The 15,433-nt window shown below is 73.4% G+C and carries 11 protein-coding genes and 2 pseudogenes; 7 read left to right on the forward strand and 6 right to left on the reverse strand.

What is annotated here, in order from left to right:
* Positions 1–61 precede the first annotated feature (61 nt).
* Entirely contained in the window at positions 62–2,470 is a 2,409-nt protein-coding gene (gene uvrA / locus FGW37_RS27590) for an excinuclease ABC subunit UvrA (RefSeq protein ID WP_179083529.1), read from the forward strand.
* A 123-nt stretch (positions 2,471–2,593) separates the two neighbouring features.
* On the opposite strand, the pseudogene FGW37_RS34225 reads toward uvrA, so the two are convergent.
* Positions 2,594–3,151: pseudogene (locus FGW37_RS34225) on the reverse strand (alpha/beta hydrolase); the annotation flags it as partial.
* Positions 3,085–3,423, reverse strand: a complete 339-nt coding sequence (locus tag FGW37_RS27600) for a DUF4190 domain-containing protein (RefSeq protein ID WP_179083530.1) — start codon at positions 3,421–3,423, stop codon at positions 3,085–3,087. The gene FGW37_RS27600 and the pseudogene FGW37_RS34225, both read right to left, overlap by 67 nt.
* Before the next feature lie 159 nt (positions 3,424–3,582).
* Between FGW37_RS27600 and FGW37_RS27605 the strand changes: the two genes are divergently transcribed.
* The 4 genes from FGW37_RS27605 (at position 3,583) to FGW37_RS27620 (ending at position 8,167) form a co-directional block, all read left to right on the forward strand.
* Positions 3,583–4,821: a sensor histidine kinase gene (locus FGW37_RS27605; RefSeq protein ID WP_179083531.1), complete on the forward strand. Its 1,239-nt coding sequence runs from the start codon at positions 3,583–3,585 to the stop codon at positions 4,819–4,821.
* On the forward strand, positions 4,818–5,525 hold the full coding sequence (locus tag FGW37_RS27610) for a response regulator transcription factor (RefSeq protein ID WP_179083532.1): 708 nt from the start codon (positions 4,818–4,820) through the stop codon (positions 5,523–5,525). The genes FGW37_RS27605 and FGW37_RS27610 overlap by 4 nt, the downstream gene beginning before the upstream one ends.
* A 202-nt stretch (positions 5,526–5,727) precedes the next feature.
* Positions 5,728–6,885: an FAD-dependent monooxygenase gene (locus FGW37_RS27615; protein ID WP_179083533.1), complete on the forward strand. Its 1,158-nt coding sequence runs from the start codon at positions 5,728–5,730 to the stop codon at positions 6,883–6,885.
* Positions 6,886–7,303: 418 nt separating this feature from the next.
* Positions 7,304–8,167, forward strand: coding sequence for an Fpg/Nei family DNA glycosylase (locus FGW37_RS27620; RefSeq protein ID WP_179083534.1), 864 nt, complete (start codon positions 7,304–7,306; stop codon positions 8,165–8,167).
* Positions 8,168–8,177: 10 nt separating this feature from the next.
* On the opposite strand, the gene FGW37_RS27625 is transcribed toward FGW37_RS27620, so the two are convergent.
* Together FGW37_RS27625 and FGW37_RS27630 are read right to left on the reverse strand one after the other, a co-directional pair.
* Positions 8,178–9,620: an amino acid permease gene (locus FGW37_RS27625; protein WP_179083535.1), complete on the reverse strand. Its 1,443-nt coding sequence runs from the start codon at positions 9,618–9,620 to the stop codon at positions 8,178–8,180.
* Positions 9,621–9,719: 99 nt separating this feature from the next.
* Complete coding sequence (locus FGW37_RS27630; RefSeq protein ID WP_179083536.1) at positions 9,720–12,047, reverse strand: GH92 family glycosyl hydrolase; 2,328 nt, start codon at positions 12,045–12,047, stop codon at positions 9,720–9,722.
* Between the two features lie 207 nt (positions 12,048–12,254).
* Here FGW37_RS27630 and FGW37_RS27635 point away from each other — a divergent pair, with 207 nt between their 5' ends.
* Complete coding sequence (locus FGW37_RS27635; protein ID WP_179083537.1) at positions 12,255–12,977, forward strand: (2Fe-2S)-binding protein; 723 nt, start codon at positions 12,255–12,257, stop codon at positions 12,975–12,977.
* On the opposite strand, the gene FGW37_RS27640 is transcribed toward FGW37_RS27635, so the two are convergent.
* Positions 12,908–13,606, reverse strand: a complete 699-nt coding sequence (locus FGW37_RS27640) for a PAS domain-containing protein (protein ID WP_179083538.1) — start codon at positions 13,604–13,606, stop codon at positions 12,908–12,910. The two genes, FGW37_RS27635 and FGW37_RS27640, sit on opposite strands and share 70 nt — an antisense overlap.
* A 300-nt stretch (positions 13,607–13,906) precedes the next feature.
* On the opposite strand from FGW37_RS27640, the gene FGW37_RS27645 reads away from it, so the two are divergent.
* Positions 13,907–15,229, forward strand: coding sequence for an NAD(P)/FAD-dependent oxidoreductase (locus FGW37_RS27645; protein ID WP_179083539.1), 1,323 nt, complete (start codon positions 13,907–13,909; stop codon positions 15,227–15,229).
* A 24-nt stretch (positions 15,230–15,253) separates the two neighbouring features.
* Here FGW37_RS27645 and FGW37_RS27650 read toward each other — a convergent pair.
* Positions 15,254–15,427, reverse strand: a pseudogene (locus FGW37_RS27650) (universal stress protein); the annotation flags it as partial.
* Between the last annotated feature and the right edge of the window lie 6 nt (positions 15,428–15,433).

Genomic DNA, 15,433 nt, shown 5'->3' on the forward strand with positions numbered 1-15,433 from the left:
GACGGGCCGCGGGACAGCGCGGCACCGGGCCGGGACGGGCCGGACAAATACAATCGCGCACATGCACGACCCCTACGTCCGCGTCCGCGGTGCCCGCGAGCACAACCTCAAAGCCGTCGACGTGGACGTCCCGCGCGACGCCCTCGTCGTCTTCGCAGGCGTCTCCGGATCCGGGAAGTCCTCCCTCGCCTTCGGCACCGTCTACGCCGAGGCCCAGCGCCGCTACTTCGAGTCCGTCGCCCCGTACGCCCGCAGGCTGATCCACCAGGTCGGCGCGCCCAAGGTCGAGGAGATCACCGGGCTGCCGCCGGCCGTCGCGCTGGAGCAGCGCCGCTCCGCCCCCACCTCGCGCTCGTCCGTCGGCACGGTCACCACGCTGTCGAACTCCCTGCGCATGCTGTTCTCCCGCGCCGGCGACCACCCCGAAGGGGCCGAACGCCTCGACTCCGACGCCTTCTCGCCCAACACCGCCGCGGGCGCCTGCCCGGAGTGCCACGGCCTCGGGCGGGTGCACCGGGTCACCGAGGAGTCGCTCGTTCCCGACCCCTCCCTGTCGATCCGGGAGGGTGCGATCGCCGCCTGGCCGGGCGCGTGGCAGGGCAAGAACCTCCGGGACATCCTCGACGCGCTCGGGTACGACGTCGACCGGCCCTGGAGCGAGCTCCCGCAGAAGGACCGTGACTGGATCCTGTTCACCGACGAGCAGCCGGTCGTCACCGTCCACCCCGTCCGGGACGCCGAGCGCATCCAGCGCCCCTATCAGGGCACCTACATGAGCGCCCGCCGCTACGTCCTGCACACCGCCGCGGACTCCAAGAGCGCCGCGCTGCGCGCCCGCGCCGAGCGGTACCTGGTCAGCGGCGCGTGCCCGGTCTGCAAGGGCAGGCGGCTGCGCCCGGAGGCGCTGGCCGTCACCTTCGCGGGGCAGGACATCGCCGCGCTCGCCGCGCTGCCCCTGTCCGACCTCGCCGCGACGCTCCGCCCCGCCCGCGCGGGCGAGGGCGTCGCCGCGACCCTCGCGCAGGACCTCGTCGCCCGCATCGAGGTCCTCACCGAACTCGGCCTCGGCTACCTCGCCATGGACCGGCCCACTCCCACCCTGTCCGCCGGCGAGCTGCAGCGGCTGCGGCTCGCCACCCAGCTGCGCTCGGGCCTCTTCGGCGTGGTGTACGTGCTCGACGAGCCCTCCGCGGGCCTGCACCCCGCCGACAGCGCCGCCCTGCTGACCGTCCTCGACCGGCTCAAGGCCGCGGGCAACTCGCTGTTCGTGGTCGAGCACCACATGGACGTGGTGCGCCGCGCCGACTGGATCGTCGAGGTCGGCCCGGGAGCGGGGGAGCACGGCGGGGAGATCCTCTACAGCGGCCCGGTGGCCGGCCTCGCCGGCGTGACGGAATCCGCGACCCGCCGCTTCGTCTTCTCCGAGGAGGCCCCCGCGCCCCGCACGCCCCGCGAGCCCTCCGGCACGCTGCGCCTGCGCGGCGTCACCCGGCACAACCTGAGCGGGCTCGACGCCGAGTTCCCGCTCGGCGTCTTCACCGCCGTGACGGGCGTCTCCGGCTCCGGCAAGTCCACGCTGGTCGGGCAGGTGCTCGCCGACACCGTCGCGGCCCGGCTGGAAGGCCGTCCCCCCGAAGGCCACGGCAGCGCGTTCACGGCCGAAGGCCTGGCGGCCGTCGACCGCCTCGTGCGCGTCGACCAGAAGCCCATCGGCCGCACCCCGCGCTCCAACCTCGCCACGTACACGGGCCTCTTCGACGCCGTGCGCAAGGTCTTCGCCGCGACGGACGCCGCCCGCGAACGCGGCTACACCGCGGGCCGGTTCTCCTTCAACGTCCCCGCCGGCCGCTGCGAGACCTGCCAGGGCGAGGGATTCGTCGCCGTCGAACTCCTCTTCCTGCCCGGCTCGTACGCCCCGTGCACCGCGTGCGGGGGAGCGCGCTACAACCCCGAGACGCTGGAGATCACCTACCGGGGCGCGAACATCGCCGAGGTCCTCGGCATGACCGTCGACGCCGCCGCGGACTTCCTCGCCGACGTGCCCGCCGCCCGGCGCGGCCTGCGCACGCTCCAGGACGTAGGCCTGGGCTACCTGCGCCTCGGACAGCCCGCCACCGAGCTCTCCGGCGGCGAGGCCCAGCGCATCAAGCTCGCCACCGAACTCCAGCGCACCCACCGCGGCCACACCCTCTACGTCCTGGACGAGCCCACCACCGGCCTGCACCCCGCCGACACCGAACTCCTCATGCGCCAGCTGCACGGCCTCGTCGACGCCGGCAACACGGTCGTCGTGGTGGAACACGACATGACGGTCGCCGCGGGCGCGGACCACGTCGTCGACCTCGGGCCCGGCGGCGGCGCCGCGGGCGGGCGCGTGGTGGCGGCCGGGACGCCACGGGACGTGGCCGGGGCGGCCGCAAGCGTGACGGCGCGATACCTCGCGGGGGCGTTGGCCGGGGGGCGGGGCTGATCTCCCGTTCGGCGACCTCAAGGTTGGTCCACCAGTCGCTGGAGGACGGGGCCGTCCGTGCGGACAGGTCAGGTCCTTGGCCGGGAGCCTGCCCGTGGTCAGGTAGACCGTGGCGCTCCTGTCTGCACAGGAGTTGGTGCCGTGGACGATGTGCCCCCCTCCTCCGGCGACGGTGACCATCCGGGAGCCGCGCAGGGCCCGGTGCATGGCCCGGGCGGTGGCCAGAGGCGTCTGGGAGTCCCACTCGTTCTGCACGATCAGCACTCTGCTGCTGTTGTCCACCGTGGTGGCGGGCTCGCTGCCCGGCGTCCAGAAGGCGCACGGCTTGAAGGTCTTGCGGACCTCGGCCGGGGTGCGGCCCAGGTGGTACGTCGCGTGCCGCCGGGCGGCCCATGACGGCACCGCGACGCTCCCCGTCGCAGCGCTGCCACCGTGGCGTCTGTTGCGTGTACTGCTGCAGAGGATCCTTGGCCGCGGAGGCCTCGGATACAGCAGTGGACGTTGCAGGTGTAACTGCCGAAAGGGCCCTTCCGCCCTTTTGGGCGCGGGACGTCGGCGAGGCCATCGAGGACTTGAAGTCGCCCGTCGCCGGTCGATTCCCGGTCGATTCCCGTTCAATTCCCGGTGAGCTGCTGGTGGACGCACTGCGTGTACTGCTGGAAACTGTCGGGCCGGTAGCACTCCTGCGTCTTGTTGGCGTACCAGACGAAGACGACGGCTACCAGGACGGACACCACGATCGCGATGGCCGACGTCACCACGCCGGTGAGGGCCTTGCCCCGGCCGATACCGGTCCGCTTGGCCGTCGTCAGGGCGACGATGCCCAAGATCAGGCCGATGCCGCCGAACAGGCCGCCGATGAAGACGACCGACGTGCTCAAGCCGGTGACGCCCAGCACCATGGCGGCCCCGGCCAGGCCGTTCCGAGTCGATGCCGTGTGATTCGGCGACATCTCTAGTCCTTGCGTGTTCATCAGACGTCCTCCGGTCAACTGTTCAGGGCACGATCCTGGCTTCCGGGGTCGCGGATGCGCATCGCGGGAAGGCGGGAGAAAGTGCTCCCTCGATCGGGGGAGGCCGTCGGTGAGCTGCCCGGTCATACTGGGGCGATCATGATCAGGGGACTTCGGCCGCTGCTGCGCGGCTCCACGTATTCGGGCATGCTGTTCGCCTATTGCGGCGCGTTGGCGAGCCTTTCACTGGTGCCTTTCGCACTGCTGCCGACACTGGCGTGGCCATCCGCTCCCTATGGTGTGCAGGCCGTCCTGGTCCTCCTGGTCTGGGCAGCACTGATCGGCTCGGTCGGGCTGGCCCGCACCACGCGGCGGGCGCTGATCGCGTTCGCCCGCCAGCTTCTGAGGGTGCCGTTGCCGTCCCCTGCCGTGCCATCCGGCGCCGACCACTGGCGGACTCCCCTCTGGCTGCTGCTGCACGTAGCGCTGGGGTGGACGGGGGCGCTGACGAGCGGTGTGCTGATCCTCATGGGGATCGCCCTCCCCGGGGGATGGCTCGGAGCCGAAGCCGGGCTGAGTCTGTTCGGCAGGTCGCTGCGGTCCGAGGGCGGATGGCAGAGCTGGGTGGTGGCGCTCGGCTGCCTGCTGTCGGCGGCGGTCGTGTGCGTGGTGGTGACGAGCGTGCTGCGGTGGCTGGCGCCGAGGCTCTTGGGTCCTTCGTCGGCCGAGCAGCTCGCGCTGATGGCCGAGCGGGAGCAGCGGCTGGCCGAACGCAACAAGCTGGCCCACGAGCTGCACGACTCGATCGGGCACACGCTGACCGCGACCACGATCCAGGCGGCGGTGGCGGGCGAGGTGCTCTCCGCCGACCCGGGGGCGGCGCGGGCCGTGCTGCGCAGCATCGAGGAGTCGGCCAGGGCCGCGCTGGAAGACCTGGATTACGTACTGGGCGTACTGCGCGAGGAGAAGGCGGAGACGGCACCGCCCCGGACCCTGGCCGACCTGCCCGAGCTGCTCGACCGGTTGCGGCACGCGGGCGCGGTGCTGGAGGTGGAGCTGTCGGGCGAGCCGGCGCAGGTGCAGGGGACGCTCTCCCGGGCCGCGTACCGGATTCTGCAGGAAGGGCTGACGAACGCGTTGCGGCACGGGACGGGCGGTCCGATCGGGGTCCGGGTGGCGGTCGCGCCGGACCGGCTGGAGCTCGGTGTGGTCAATGGGGCGAGTGCGGGCATGCGTGCGGGTGCGGGTGCGGATGCGGGTGACTTCCGGACGTCCGGGCACGGCCTGCCCGGGCTGGCCGAGCGCGTGCGGCTGCTGCACGGTGAGATCGAGGTCGGCCCGGACGGGCCGCGGCACTGGCGGTTGGCGGTCCGGCTGCCGGTACGGGTGTCGGCATGACCGGCTCCGGCTCCGGCTCAGGCCCCGCTACCACCAGCCCTGCCAGTACCCCCGTCACACTCTTGATCGCGGACGACGACGCGGTGACCCGCAGCGGTCTGCGCACATTGCTCTCGGCGCAGCCGGGGATCGCGGTGGTCGGGGAGGCCTCCGACGGCGTCGAGGCCGTCGAGCAGGTGCGGCGGCTGCGGCCGGACGTGGTCCTGATGGATGTACGGATGCCGCGGTGCGACGGCATCAAGGCCACCCGGCGGCTGCTCGCCGAGTCGGCCCGACCGCCGAAGGTCGTGGTGATCACCACCTTCGAGAACGACGGCTACGTGACCGCCGCGCTCAGCGCCGGGGCCAGCGGGTTCGTGCTCAAGCGGCTTCCGGTCCCGCAGATCGCCGAGGCGGTACGGGTGGTGGCGGCGGGGGAGGCGATCCTCTTCCCGGCGGCCCTGCGCCGGATGGTCGCCGCCCGCCCGCTGGACGGTGCCGAGGCGTTGCCGAAGGCGGCGCTGACGGAGCGGGAGGAGGAGGTGCTGCGGTCGATGGCCACGGGTCTGTCCAACCCGGAGATCGCCAAGTCGCTCACGGTGAGCCTGGAGACGGTGAAGACGCACGTCGGGAACGTGCTGACCAAGCTCGGTGCGCAGAACCGGACCCATGCGGTGGTGATCGCGTACGAGTCCGGCCTGGTGGTGCCGGGGTTCACCGGCTGACGCGCAACACGGCGCGGAAGCCGGTACTGCCGCCGCGTAGCCCGACGCCCCCGGAACACCAAAGGACCCCAGCCACGGCCGGGGTTCTCTTCCGCGCCTCGCGGATGCCCCGAGAGCCGCCGACGCCTGGGGCACCGGCCCCGCCGGGCAGGCGCCGACGCACTCTGGACGCACCGCCCCCCTCTCCGGCTACGCTCGGAGCATGACCCACGCCCTGGTCATCGGCGGCGGCATCGCCGGGCCCGTCACCGCGATGGCGCTGCGGCGCGCCGGCATCGAGGCGACCGTCCACGAAGCCCATCCGACCGGCGCGGACCATCTCGGGGCGTTCCTCGTCCTCTTCGCCAACGGCCTCGCGGCGCTGCGCGCCGTCGGCGCCGACGGGCCCGTGCTCGACTGCTCCTTCCCCGCCGACACCGTCGAGTTCCTCGGCCCCTCGGGGGACCGGCTGGGCGCCCGGCCCCTCACCGGTGCCGGGGACGACGGCCTGAGCCCCCGCACCCTGCAGCGCGCCGCGCTCTACCGGGCGCTGCGCGACGAAGCCGTCCGCCGGGGCGTGCGCGTCGTGTACGGCAAGCGCCTCGTGGACGCCACCACCGGCCCCGACGGCGTCGTCGCGTACTTCGCGGACGGCACCCGCGCCGAAGGCGACGTCCTCGTCGGCGCCGACGGCATCCACTCCCGCACCCGCACCCTCCTCGACCCCGCGGCGCCCCCGCCCCGCCACACCGGCCAGCTCACGATCTGCGGCCGCACGCGGGATGCCGGGCACGCCGTCCCCGAGCGCACTTACCGGATGGTCTACGGGCAGCGCGCCTTCTTCGGCTGCACCGGCGCACCGGACGGCACCACGTACTGGTTCGCCAACATCCCCGCGCCCGAGCAGGCGCGGCCGGTGCTGGCCGCGATCACCCCCGCCGGGTGGCGGCAGCGCGTCCTGGACGCGTTCGCCGGCGACCGCACCCCCGTGACCGGCCTCGTCGCCGCCACCGGCGACGCCGTCGTCGGCGTGAACGCCTACGACATCCCCACCCTCCCCGTCTGGCACGGCGACCGCGCGGTCCTCGTCGGTGACGCCGTCCACGCCACCGCGCCCAACGCCGCCCAGGGCGCCTCGATGGCCATCGAGGACAGCGTCACCCTCGCCCGCTGCCTGCGCGACCTGCCCGGCCCGCGGCAGGCCTTCGCCGCGTACGAACGGCTGCGGCGCGAACGCGTGGAGCGCGTGGTGGCCCTCAGCGCCGCCATGGCGAGCCGCATCGCCACCCCACCCGAGCAGCCGCGGACGCCCGCGAACTCCGACGGCACCGACGACTGGCTGACGTCCTACCGCGTCGACTGGGACACGCCCGTCAGCTGACGCCGTGGTCCGCCGAAGAACGACCGAGACAGATCCGGCACCGCCGGGGCGCGCCGACGTGGCTGGTCGCCGTTGCGGCGGGGGAGGGGTGCGGTGACTGTTGTTTGTTGCTGTTCGCCGCGCGGCGGGCGGGGGCTCGGGTGGCGGCGTTCCCTGCGCTTCCGCTGGATGGCGGCTGTGGTGTCATGGGCACCGCCGGAGCGCGCCGTCGTGGCTGATCGCCGTTGCGGCGGGAGAGGAGCGCGTGACTGCTGTCCGCCGGGCGGCGGCAGGGTGCGTCCGGGCTATCAGGGCAAGGCGCGCCCCGTCTGTCGGCGCGATAGCGGCCGGCCCCGGCACGCCGGGCGTGCCGCGCCCGCCGCGCAGCCGTCGTGCGTGCCCCGCTTGCCGGGTTTCTCCGCTGCGGCAGACTGGAGCCATGCCGGAGCTGCCGGAGGTCGAGGCTCTTGCCGGGTTTCTTGCCGGGCGTCTCGTGGGGCGTACGGTCGAGCGCGTGCTGCCCGTGGCCGTGAGTGTGCTGAAGACCTACGATCCGCCGCTCACCGCCCTGGAGGGGCGGGAGGTCAGCGGTGTGCGCCGGTACGGCAAGTTCCTCGACCTCGCCACCGGCGACGGCCCGCACCTCGTCCTCCATCTGGCCCGCGCCGGCTGGCTGCGCTGGCAGGAGAGCCTGCCCGAGACGCCGCCCCGCCCCGGCAAGGGCCCGCTGGCGCTGCGCGTACGGCTGACGGGCGGCGGCGGTTTCGACGTCACCGAGGCGGGCACCCAGAAGCGGCTCGCCGCCTACGTCGTACAGGACGTCTCCGAGGTGCCCGGCGTCGCCCGGCTCGGCCCCGACCCCCTCGCCCCGGACTTCACCCTCGGCACCTTCGCCGACGTGCTGCGCGACGAGCGGCGGCAGCTCAAGGGCGTCCTGCGCGACCAGAGCGTCATCGCGGGCATCGGCAACGCTTACTCGGACGAGATCCTGCACGCGGCCCGCATGTCCCCGTTCAAGCTCGCGGCGAGCCTGACGGAGGACGAGACCGCCGCCCTGTACGGGGCCTTGCGCACCGTGCTGCACGAGGCCGTCGAGCGGGCGCGCGGCCACGCCGCGGACGAGCTGAAGGCGGAGAAGAAGAGCGGCCTGCGGGTGCACGGCCGCACCGGGCAGCCGTGCCCCGTGTGCGGCGACACCGTCCGCGAGGTGTCCTTCAGCGACTCCTCGCTGCAGTACTGCCCCACCTGCCAGACGGGCGGCAAGCCCCTGGCCGACCGCAGGCTGTCCCGCCTGCTGAAATGAGCGGAAACGCTCAGTCCCGCGGGATCCCGCGGGCGTCCGCGTGGGCGAGCTCGGAGTGCTTGTAGGAGTAGGCGAAGTACACCACCAGCCCCACCGCGAACCACACCGCGAACCGCAGCCATGTCTCCACGGCGAGATAGGTGATCAGCCAGATCGACGCGGCGACCCCGATCCCGGGCACCACGGGCACCCAGGGGCAGCGGAACGAGCGCGGCAGCTCCGGCCGCTTGTAGCGCAGCACGATCACGGCCGCGCACACGACCGCGAAGGCCAGCAGGATGCCGATGTTCGTCAGCTCCGCGGCCTCGCCGATGGGCACCAGGCCCGCGATGGCCGCCGACGCCACGCCCACGATCCAGGTCACGCGCGTCGGCACGTGCCGGGTCGGGTGCGTCTTGGAGAACCACTTCGGCAGCAGCCCGTCGCGGCTCATCGCGAACCACACCCGGGTCACGCCGAGCATGAAGGTGAACATGACGGTGAGGATGCCGATGATCGCGCCGACCGCGATGACGTCCGCGATGCCGCCGAGCCCGACGGACTTGAAGGCGGTGGAGAAGCCGCTGGCCTTGTCGATGTCCTTGTAGTTCTGCATGCCGGTGAGGACCAGGCAGGCCAGCACGTACAGCACCATCGAGATCGCCAGCGAGTACAGGATCGCCTTCGGCATGTGGCGCTGGGCGTCCTTGGACTCCTCGGCCGCCGTGGACATCGCGTCGTAGCCGAAGACGGCGAAGAAGACCGTGGCGGCGCCGGTGAAGGCCCCGCTGACCCCGAACGGGAAGAAGGGCGTGTAGTTGCTGCTCTTGACGTGGAAGAAGCCCACGACGACCACCAGCAGCACGACCAGGACCTTCAGGATGACGACCACGGTCTCGAACCGGGCCGCGTTCTTCATGCCCATGGTCAGCAGCCAGGCGATCAGCAGGCACAGCGCCGCGGCGAACAGGTCCACCCGGTGCCCCTCGCCCGTTCCGGGCGCACCCAGCATCCAGGCGGGCAGCTCGGCGTTCAGCTCCCCGAGCAGGAAGTTGATGTACCCGGAGATGCCGATGGCGACGACCGCGACGATCGCCGTGTACTCCAGCAGCAGGTCCCAGCCGATGAACCAGCCTCCGATCTCGCCGAGCACCGCGTAGCCGTAGGTGTAGGCGGATCCGGCCCGCGGGATCAGGCCCGCGAACTCCGCGTACGAGAAGGCCGCGGCCGCGCTCGCCACGCCCGCGATAAGGAAGGAGATCAGCACGGCCGGGCCGGCGACGCCGTTGGCGATGGTGCCCGCGAGGCTGAAGATGCCCGCGCCGATGATGCCGCCGACGCCGATCGCCGTGAGCTGCCACAGGCCCAGGGTCCTGGTCAGGTGTTCGCCGTGCGCCTCGGTCTCCTCCGCCTCTTCGATCGTCTCGATCGGTTTGCGGCGCAGCACGCCATGTCCCGTCCGGAGCCCGGCCATGTCATGTCCTCTCGTCGGCGCTGACGGCGGATCATCGCCGACATCATGGCCCGGCGCGGGCGGCGACGGAAGGCGCCGCCCCGCGCCGGCGGGCAGGGTTCAGCCGATGGCGGGCGCCACCGCCCGGGCTTCGGTGCCCCAGCCCGAGGGGGACGCGCCGACCGTGAAGTCCAGCTTCCCGCCCCCGGTGATCTGCCGTGACGTCAGGTACGTGCGCCCGTACCCCTTGCCGTCGAGGCGCACCGACTGCACGTAGCGCTGCCGGTCGGAGGTCCCCGGGGCGGTCACGGTGAACCGCTCGCCGCCGAGATCCAGGTCCACCCGGCCGAACACCGGGGTGCTGATCCCCCACACGTCCGCGCCCGGCTGGACGGGGAAGACGCCGATGGCCGAGAGCACCATCCATGCCGACATCGTGCCCAGGTCGTCGTTGCCGGTCATCCCGGTCGGCGCGTCCGTGAAGAGGGTGAGCGCGGCGTGCACCACGTCCGTCGTCTTCCAGGGCTGTCCGGTCGACAGGTACGTGTACGGGGCGATGAGGTCGGGCTCGTTCTGCGGGTTGTACTTGTCGGCGTTGTAGTAGTCGTACGGGCCGTGGACCCACACCTCGCGGGCGGTGCGCGCCGGGTCCTTCAGCAGCCGGTCGTAGGCGAAGAAGGAGTCGAGCCGGGTGTTCGCCGCCGCCTTGCCGCCGATCAGGCCGATCATCCCCGGCAGGTCCTGCGGCACCAGCCACTGGTACTGCCACGCGGTGCCCTCGTGGAAGCAGACGCTCTTCGCCGGGTCGGCGGGGCCCATGAACGCGCCGTCGGCGCCCCGGGCCCGGAAGAAGCCCGTGGCGGGGTCGTAGACGTTGCGGTAGTTCCGGGAGCGGGCCGCGTAGCGCTCGGCGTCGGCGCGGTGGCCCAGGGAGCGGGCCATCTTCGCGAGCATCCCGTCGGCCAGCGCGTACTCCAGGGTCGCCGAGCCGCCCTGGTGGAGGTCGGAGTCGCCCGGCTTCTCCTTGGGCCTGCCGGGCACGCAGGGCACGTAACCGTCGCGGATGTAGCGGTCGTTGCCGTCCCGGCCCACGTACGGGGAGTCCTTGGGCGGCACCCCGTCGGCGTTCCTCTTCAGGGCCCGGTAGGCCTCCTCCTCGTGGCCCTTGAGCAGACCGTGCTGATAGGCGTTGGTGAGGAAGGGGGTGACCGGGTCACCGGTCATGATGTTCGTCTCGACCGTGCCGTAGCCCCATTTGGGCAGCCAGCCGCCGTCCTTCTCGACCTGCAGCACCGACAGCGCCATGTCCCGCGACTCGTCCGGCGCCAGCAGCGCGAGCAGCTGCGCCTGGGTGCGGTAGGTGTCCCACAGGGACCAGTTCTGGTAGTAGGTGAAGCCGCGGGCGCGGTGGATCCTGCCGTCCCAGCCGGTGTAGCGGCCGTCGGCGTCGCTGCCGACGGTGGGGGCGAGGAAGGCGCGGTACAGCGAGGAGTAGAAGGTGCGGCGCAGCGCCGCCGCGCCGCCCTGCACGCGGACGTCGTCCAGGCGCCGCTCCCACGCCTCGCGCGCGGCCCGGGCCGTGCGGTCGAAGCCGTCGTCCTCCGCGCGCAGGTTGCCGGCGGCGCCGGCGGCGTCGACGTAGCTGATGGCGGTGGTGGCCTCCACCGTGCGGTCGCGGGTGGTGTCGAAGCGCACCCAGGCGCCGTTGCGGCCGGCGGAGGTGGAGCTGCGGGTGCCTTCGGAGACCTTGTCGCCGTTCCAGGTGCCGAAGGTGGTGAAGGGCCGGTCGAAGCGGGTGATCGTGTACACCGTGTACGGGCGCGTGTCCTGGCAGAAGCCGCGGCCGGTGACGGCGGAGCGGACGGTGCGGGAGTCGAGGACCTCGACGGTGGTGGAGACCGTGCGATGCAGCGACTGCCCGGTGTTGAGCAGCACGTTGGCCTTGCCGGTGGCCGGGAAGGTGTAGCGCTGGTGGCCGGTGCGGCGGCCCGCGGTCAGCTCGGCGGTGATGCCGCCGTAGGAGGACAGCCCGACCCGGTAGTAGCCGGGGCGGGCGCTCTCGTCGCGGTGGCTGAAGGCGGCGGCGTAGCGGGCGTTGTCGGTGCGCGTGACGTCACCCGTGGTGGGCAGCACGGGCAGGTCGCCGCCGAGGCGGCAGCCCACCCCGGACAGGTGCACGGTGCTGAAGCCGCGGATGTGGTCGTGCTTGTAGTCGTAGCCCGTGCTGTGGCCGGTGTCGGGGGAGAGCTGCACCATGCCGAACGGCACGGCGGCTCCGGGGAAGGTGTTGCCCTCGTTCTGGGTGCCGATGAAGGGGTTGACCAGGCCGGTCAGGCCGTCGGCCGCGGCGGCCGGCCGCGGGGCCGCTAGCGAGCCCCCGCCCAGTACCGCTGCGAGAGCGACTGCGGCCGCGCAGGTGCGCGAGCGCAGGTGTCCGGTCCATCTCATCGTCCACGCCCCTCTGGTGACGCCACGTAGGATGCCGACATCGTTGTCGGCGCTGAGGGTATCGAGTGCGTGACGTGCTGTCATGATGCCCCGCGCGCCAGACGTGGCGACCCCCACCTCCGGCGGCGCCCCGGCACCGTGGCCCCCTTGTCATGCCCCGTGTACGGTGGGCGGCGCTTCAGCCGACCGAACGGAACCGCCTCACCCATGCGCCTGACCGGACTCGCCTCCGTAGGACCGTTCTTCGCCCTGAGGGCCGAAGAGGCGCCCGAGGCGCTCGGAGGGGCCTCCGGGGAGTACCTGCCGCTCGGCGAGGAGGCCGTGCGCGCACGCGTGGAGACCGTCGCCGTGCGCCTGGGGACGGAGGACCGGCGCGTGGCCGCGTCCGTCGCCTACCAGGGCATCGCCGGGCGGCTGCTGTCCGTCGCCCTGGGCTCGGCCGTGCTCGCCGGCGAGATCCCCGACCTCGGCCGGCTGCGCTGGCACCCGGCCCGCACCGCGCCGGACGACCTGTGGCTGCCCGGCCCCACGGCCCTGCCGGGCGCCGCCGGAGACCCGGCCGGATCCCTCCGCGAGCACGTCCTGCGCGGCCCGCTGGCGGACCTGCACGCCCTCACCCGCACGGTCGTCCCGGTCTCCGGGCGCCTGCTGTGGGGCAACGCGGCGTCATCGCTCGCGGGCTCCCTGCGCGTGCTGCACACCTGGTGCCGCGACCGGGGCCGCCCGCAGGACGCGGCCCGCGCCGTGGACCTCGCCCGCGCCGTGCTCGCCGACCCGCTCCTGCACGGGTCCGGCACCCTCGTCCCGGGCCCCGCGCCGCGCTCCGCGCCGTCCTTCGTGCGCAGCACCTGCTGTCTCTACTACCGGGTGCTGCCCGGCGGGATGTGCGGCGACTGCGTGCTGCGGCACGCGCCGCCGCGGGTGCGCTGAGGGGAGGGCGCGGGAGGCCACTCCCGCGTCGAGAGCACGCCGAGGACGTACGCCTTGGCCACCAGCGCCGTACGGTTGGGCACGCGCCAGCGGCGGGTGAGCCGGGTCAGGTGGTAGTTGACGCCGTCCACGGTCAGCCCGACCGCCTTGCCGATGGCGGCGGTCGTCGCCCCCGCGGCGGCCAGCGCCAGGATGTGCCCCTCGACCACACTCACCTCGGCGGCCGGTTCCGCCGGGCGCGCTACGGTTTCGCCCGCCCGCACCCGGAGCACCGCCAGCAGCATCGGGCTCGGCGGGAAGCCGTCCCCGACCGGGTCCACGAGCAGCTCCCCCTCCCGTTCGACGCCCCCCGCGCCCGCCAGCCAGCGCACCTCGATCGGGTGACGGGGCCGGCGGCCGAGCCGCAGGGCCTCGATGTGCCGGTCGAGCCGGCCCGGAAGGCGCGGCCGGAACATCTCGTGCAGGTTCCGGCCGCGCAGGCGGACCGGCGAAGTGCCCCACTCGGCGGCCATGGCCGGATTCGCGACCGTGACCTCGCCGTCCGGCCGGCAGACCGCGATCGGCGTCGGGATGCGGTCGAGGAGCAGCAGGAAATGATTGCGCCAACTGATGTATTCGTCGCCCACCACGGTATGCCCGGCCCCTCGCTCGTCCCGTGCCCGTCCAAGGGCCTGTCCAGTGCTTGCCCGGCGGGCCGCGCCCGGGAGCGTCACGCCACGAACCACTGCACAATCGTGCAGTTCTGTATACGACCGGAATAGGCGACTTGCAGATGTGTCCGGTTCCCGGCCCCGGCCCCCGTTTGGGCCTCCGCCGGGCCGGTTACGCGGAGGAGTGCCGCTTCCCGCACCCGCACCCGTACCTCTGCCCCCTCGCCCGTCTTTCCCGGCACACCGGATCACAGGACCACAGGACCACAGGAGCCGTCAGTGAGCAGCCGAGCCCGGATCGTCGTCGTCGGAGCCGGATTCGCCGGCTACCAGGCCGCCCGCGAGCTGTCCCGCACGGCGCGCGGCGCCGCCGAGATCGTGCTCGTCAATCCCCACGACTACTTCCTCTACCTGCCCCTCCTCCCCGAGGTTGCGGCCGGCATCCTCGAGCCGCGCAGGGTCTCGGTGTCGCTGACCGGGACCCTGCCGAGGGTCCGGCTCGTCCTCGGCCAGGTCGACACGGTCGACCTCGACGGCCGGCGCATCGGGTACGCCGACCCCGAGGGCAACCGCGGCACCCTGGCCTACGACCGGCTGCTGCTGACCGTGGGCAGCGTCAACAAACTGCTGCCCGTGCCCGGCGTCGCCGAGCGCGCCCACGGCTTCCGCGGCCTGCCCGAGGCCCTCTACCTGCGCGACCACGTCGTGCGCCAGACCGAGCTGGCCGGTGCCGCGGCCGATGCGGAGGAGCGCACCGCACGGCTGACCTTCGTGGTCGTCGGAGCGGGGTACACCGGCACCGAAGTGGCCGCCCACGGCGTGCTGTTCACCGACTCGCTGGTGCGCCGCAACAGCGCCCTGCGCGAGGCGGGCGCCCGCCCCCGCTGGGTGCTCCTGGACCTCGCCCCGCGGGTCCTGCCCGAGCTGGACGAGCGCCTCTCGCGCACCGCGGACCGGGTGCTGCGCCGCCGCGGCGTCGAGGTCCGTACGGGCACGTCCGTCAAGGAGGCCACCCGGGAGGGCGTGCACCTGGACGACGGGGAGTTCGTCCCGACGCGCTCCCTCGTCTGGTGCGTGGGGGTGCGCCCCGACCCGCTGGTCGCCGGCCTCGGCCTGCCCACCGAGCGGGGGCGGCTGTGCGTGGACGAGTACCTGAACGTCCCCGGGTACCCGGAGGTCTTCGCCTGCGGCGACGCCGCGGCCGTGCCCGACCTCACCCGGCCCGGCGAGTACACCCCGATGACCGCCCAGCACGCCCAGCGGCAGGGCCGGACCGCCGGCCGTAACATCGCCGCGTCCTACGGGCGCGGCGAGCGCCGCTCCTACCGCCACCGCGACCTGGGCTTCACCGTCGACCTCGGCGGCGTGCAGGCCGCGGCCGACCCGCTGCACATCCCGCTCTCCGGGCCCCTGGCCAGTGCCGTCACCCGCGGCTACCACCTGGCGGCCATGCCCGGCAACCGCATCCGCGTCGCCGCCGACTGGCTCCTCGACGCGCTCCTGCCCCGCCAGGGCGTCCAGCTCGGCCTCGTCCGCTCCGGGTCCGTCCCGCTCGACACGGAGACGCCGGAGGTGGCCCGCACGCCGTACGACGGGCCGTGACTCGGCCGTGACTCCTCCGGGCGGCTACGGCACCACGGTGACGGGCCGGCGTCCCGCCTTCACCAGCCGTACCGCGTCGGCCTTGAGGTCGTCGGCCGCCTGGACGAGGCCCTGGTGTGCGCCCGGCGCCGCGCCGCCCGCCAGGAGCGGCTGGACGTAGACGATCGCGAGCAGCGCGTGCCGGCGGCGGGCCAGGCCCGCCCG

Origin of the sequence: Streptomyces rectiverticillatus (genome assembly GCF_013394065.1) — a bacterium.
In the GTDB taxonomy this organism is placed as follows: Bacteria; Actinomycetota; Actinomycetes; order Streptomycetales; family Streptomycetaceae; genus Streptomyces; species Streptomyces rectiverticillatus.

Coding starts and splice junctions, on each gene's coding strand:
- FGW37_RS27625 (WP_179083535.1), bottom strand. CDS start 9,620: ATGGCCGGGCTCCGGACGGGACATGGCGTGCTGCGCCGCAAACCGATC.
- FGW37_RS27610 (WP_179083532.1), top strand. CDS start 4,818: ATGACCGGCTCCGGCTCCGGCTCAGGCCCCGCTACCACCAGCCCTGCC.
- FGW37_RS27630 (WP_179083536.1), bottom strand. CDS start 12,047: ATGAGATGGACCGGACACCTGCGCTCGCGCACCTGCGCGGCCGCAGTC.
- FGW37_RS27605 (WP_179083531.1), top strand. CDS start 3,583: ATGATCAGGGGACTTCGGCCGCTGCTGCGCGGCTCCACGTATTCGGGC.
- FGW37_RS27635 (WP_179083537.1), top strand. CDS start 12,255: ATGCGCCTGACCGGACTCGCCTCCGTAGGACCGTTCTTCGCCCTGAGG.
- uvrA (WP_179083529.1), top strand. CDS start 62: ATGCACGACCCCTACGTCCGCGTCCGCGGTGCCCGCGAGCACAACCTC.
- FGW37_RS27615 (WP_179083533.1), top strand. CDS start 5,728: ATGACCCACGCCCTGGTCATCGGCGGCGGCATCGCCGGGCCCGTCACC.
- FGW37_RS27620 (WP_179083534.1), top strand. CDS start 7,304: ATGCCGGAGCTGCCGGAGGTCGAGGCTCTTGCCGGGTTTCTTGCCGGG.
- FGW37_RS27600 (WP_179083530.1), bottom strand. CDS start 3,423: ATGTCGCCGAATCACACGGCATCGACTCGGAACGGCCTGGCCGGGGCC.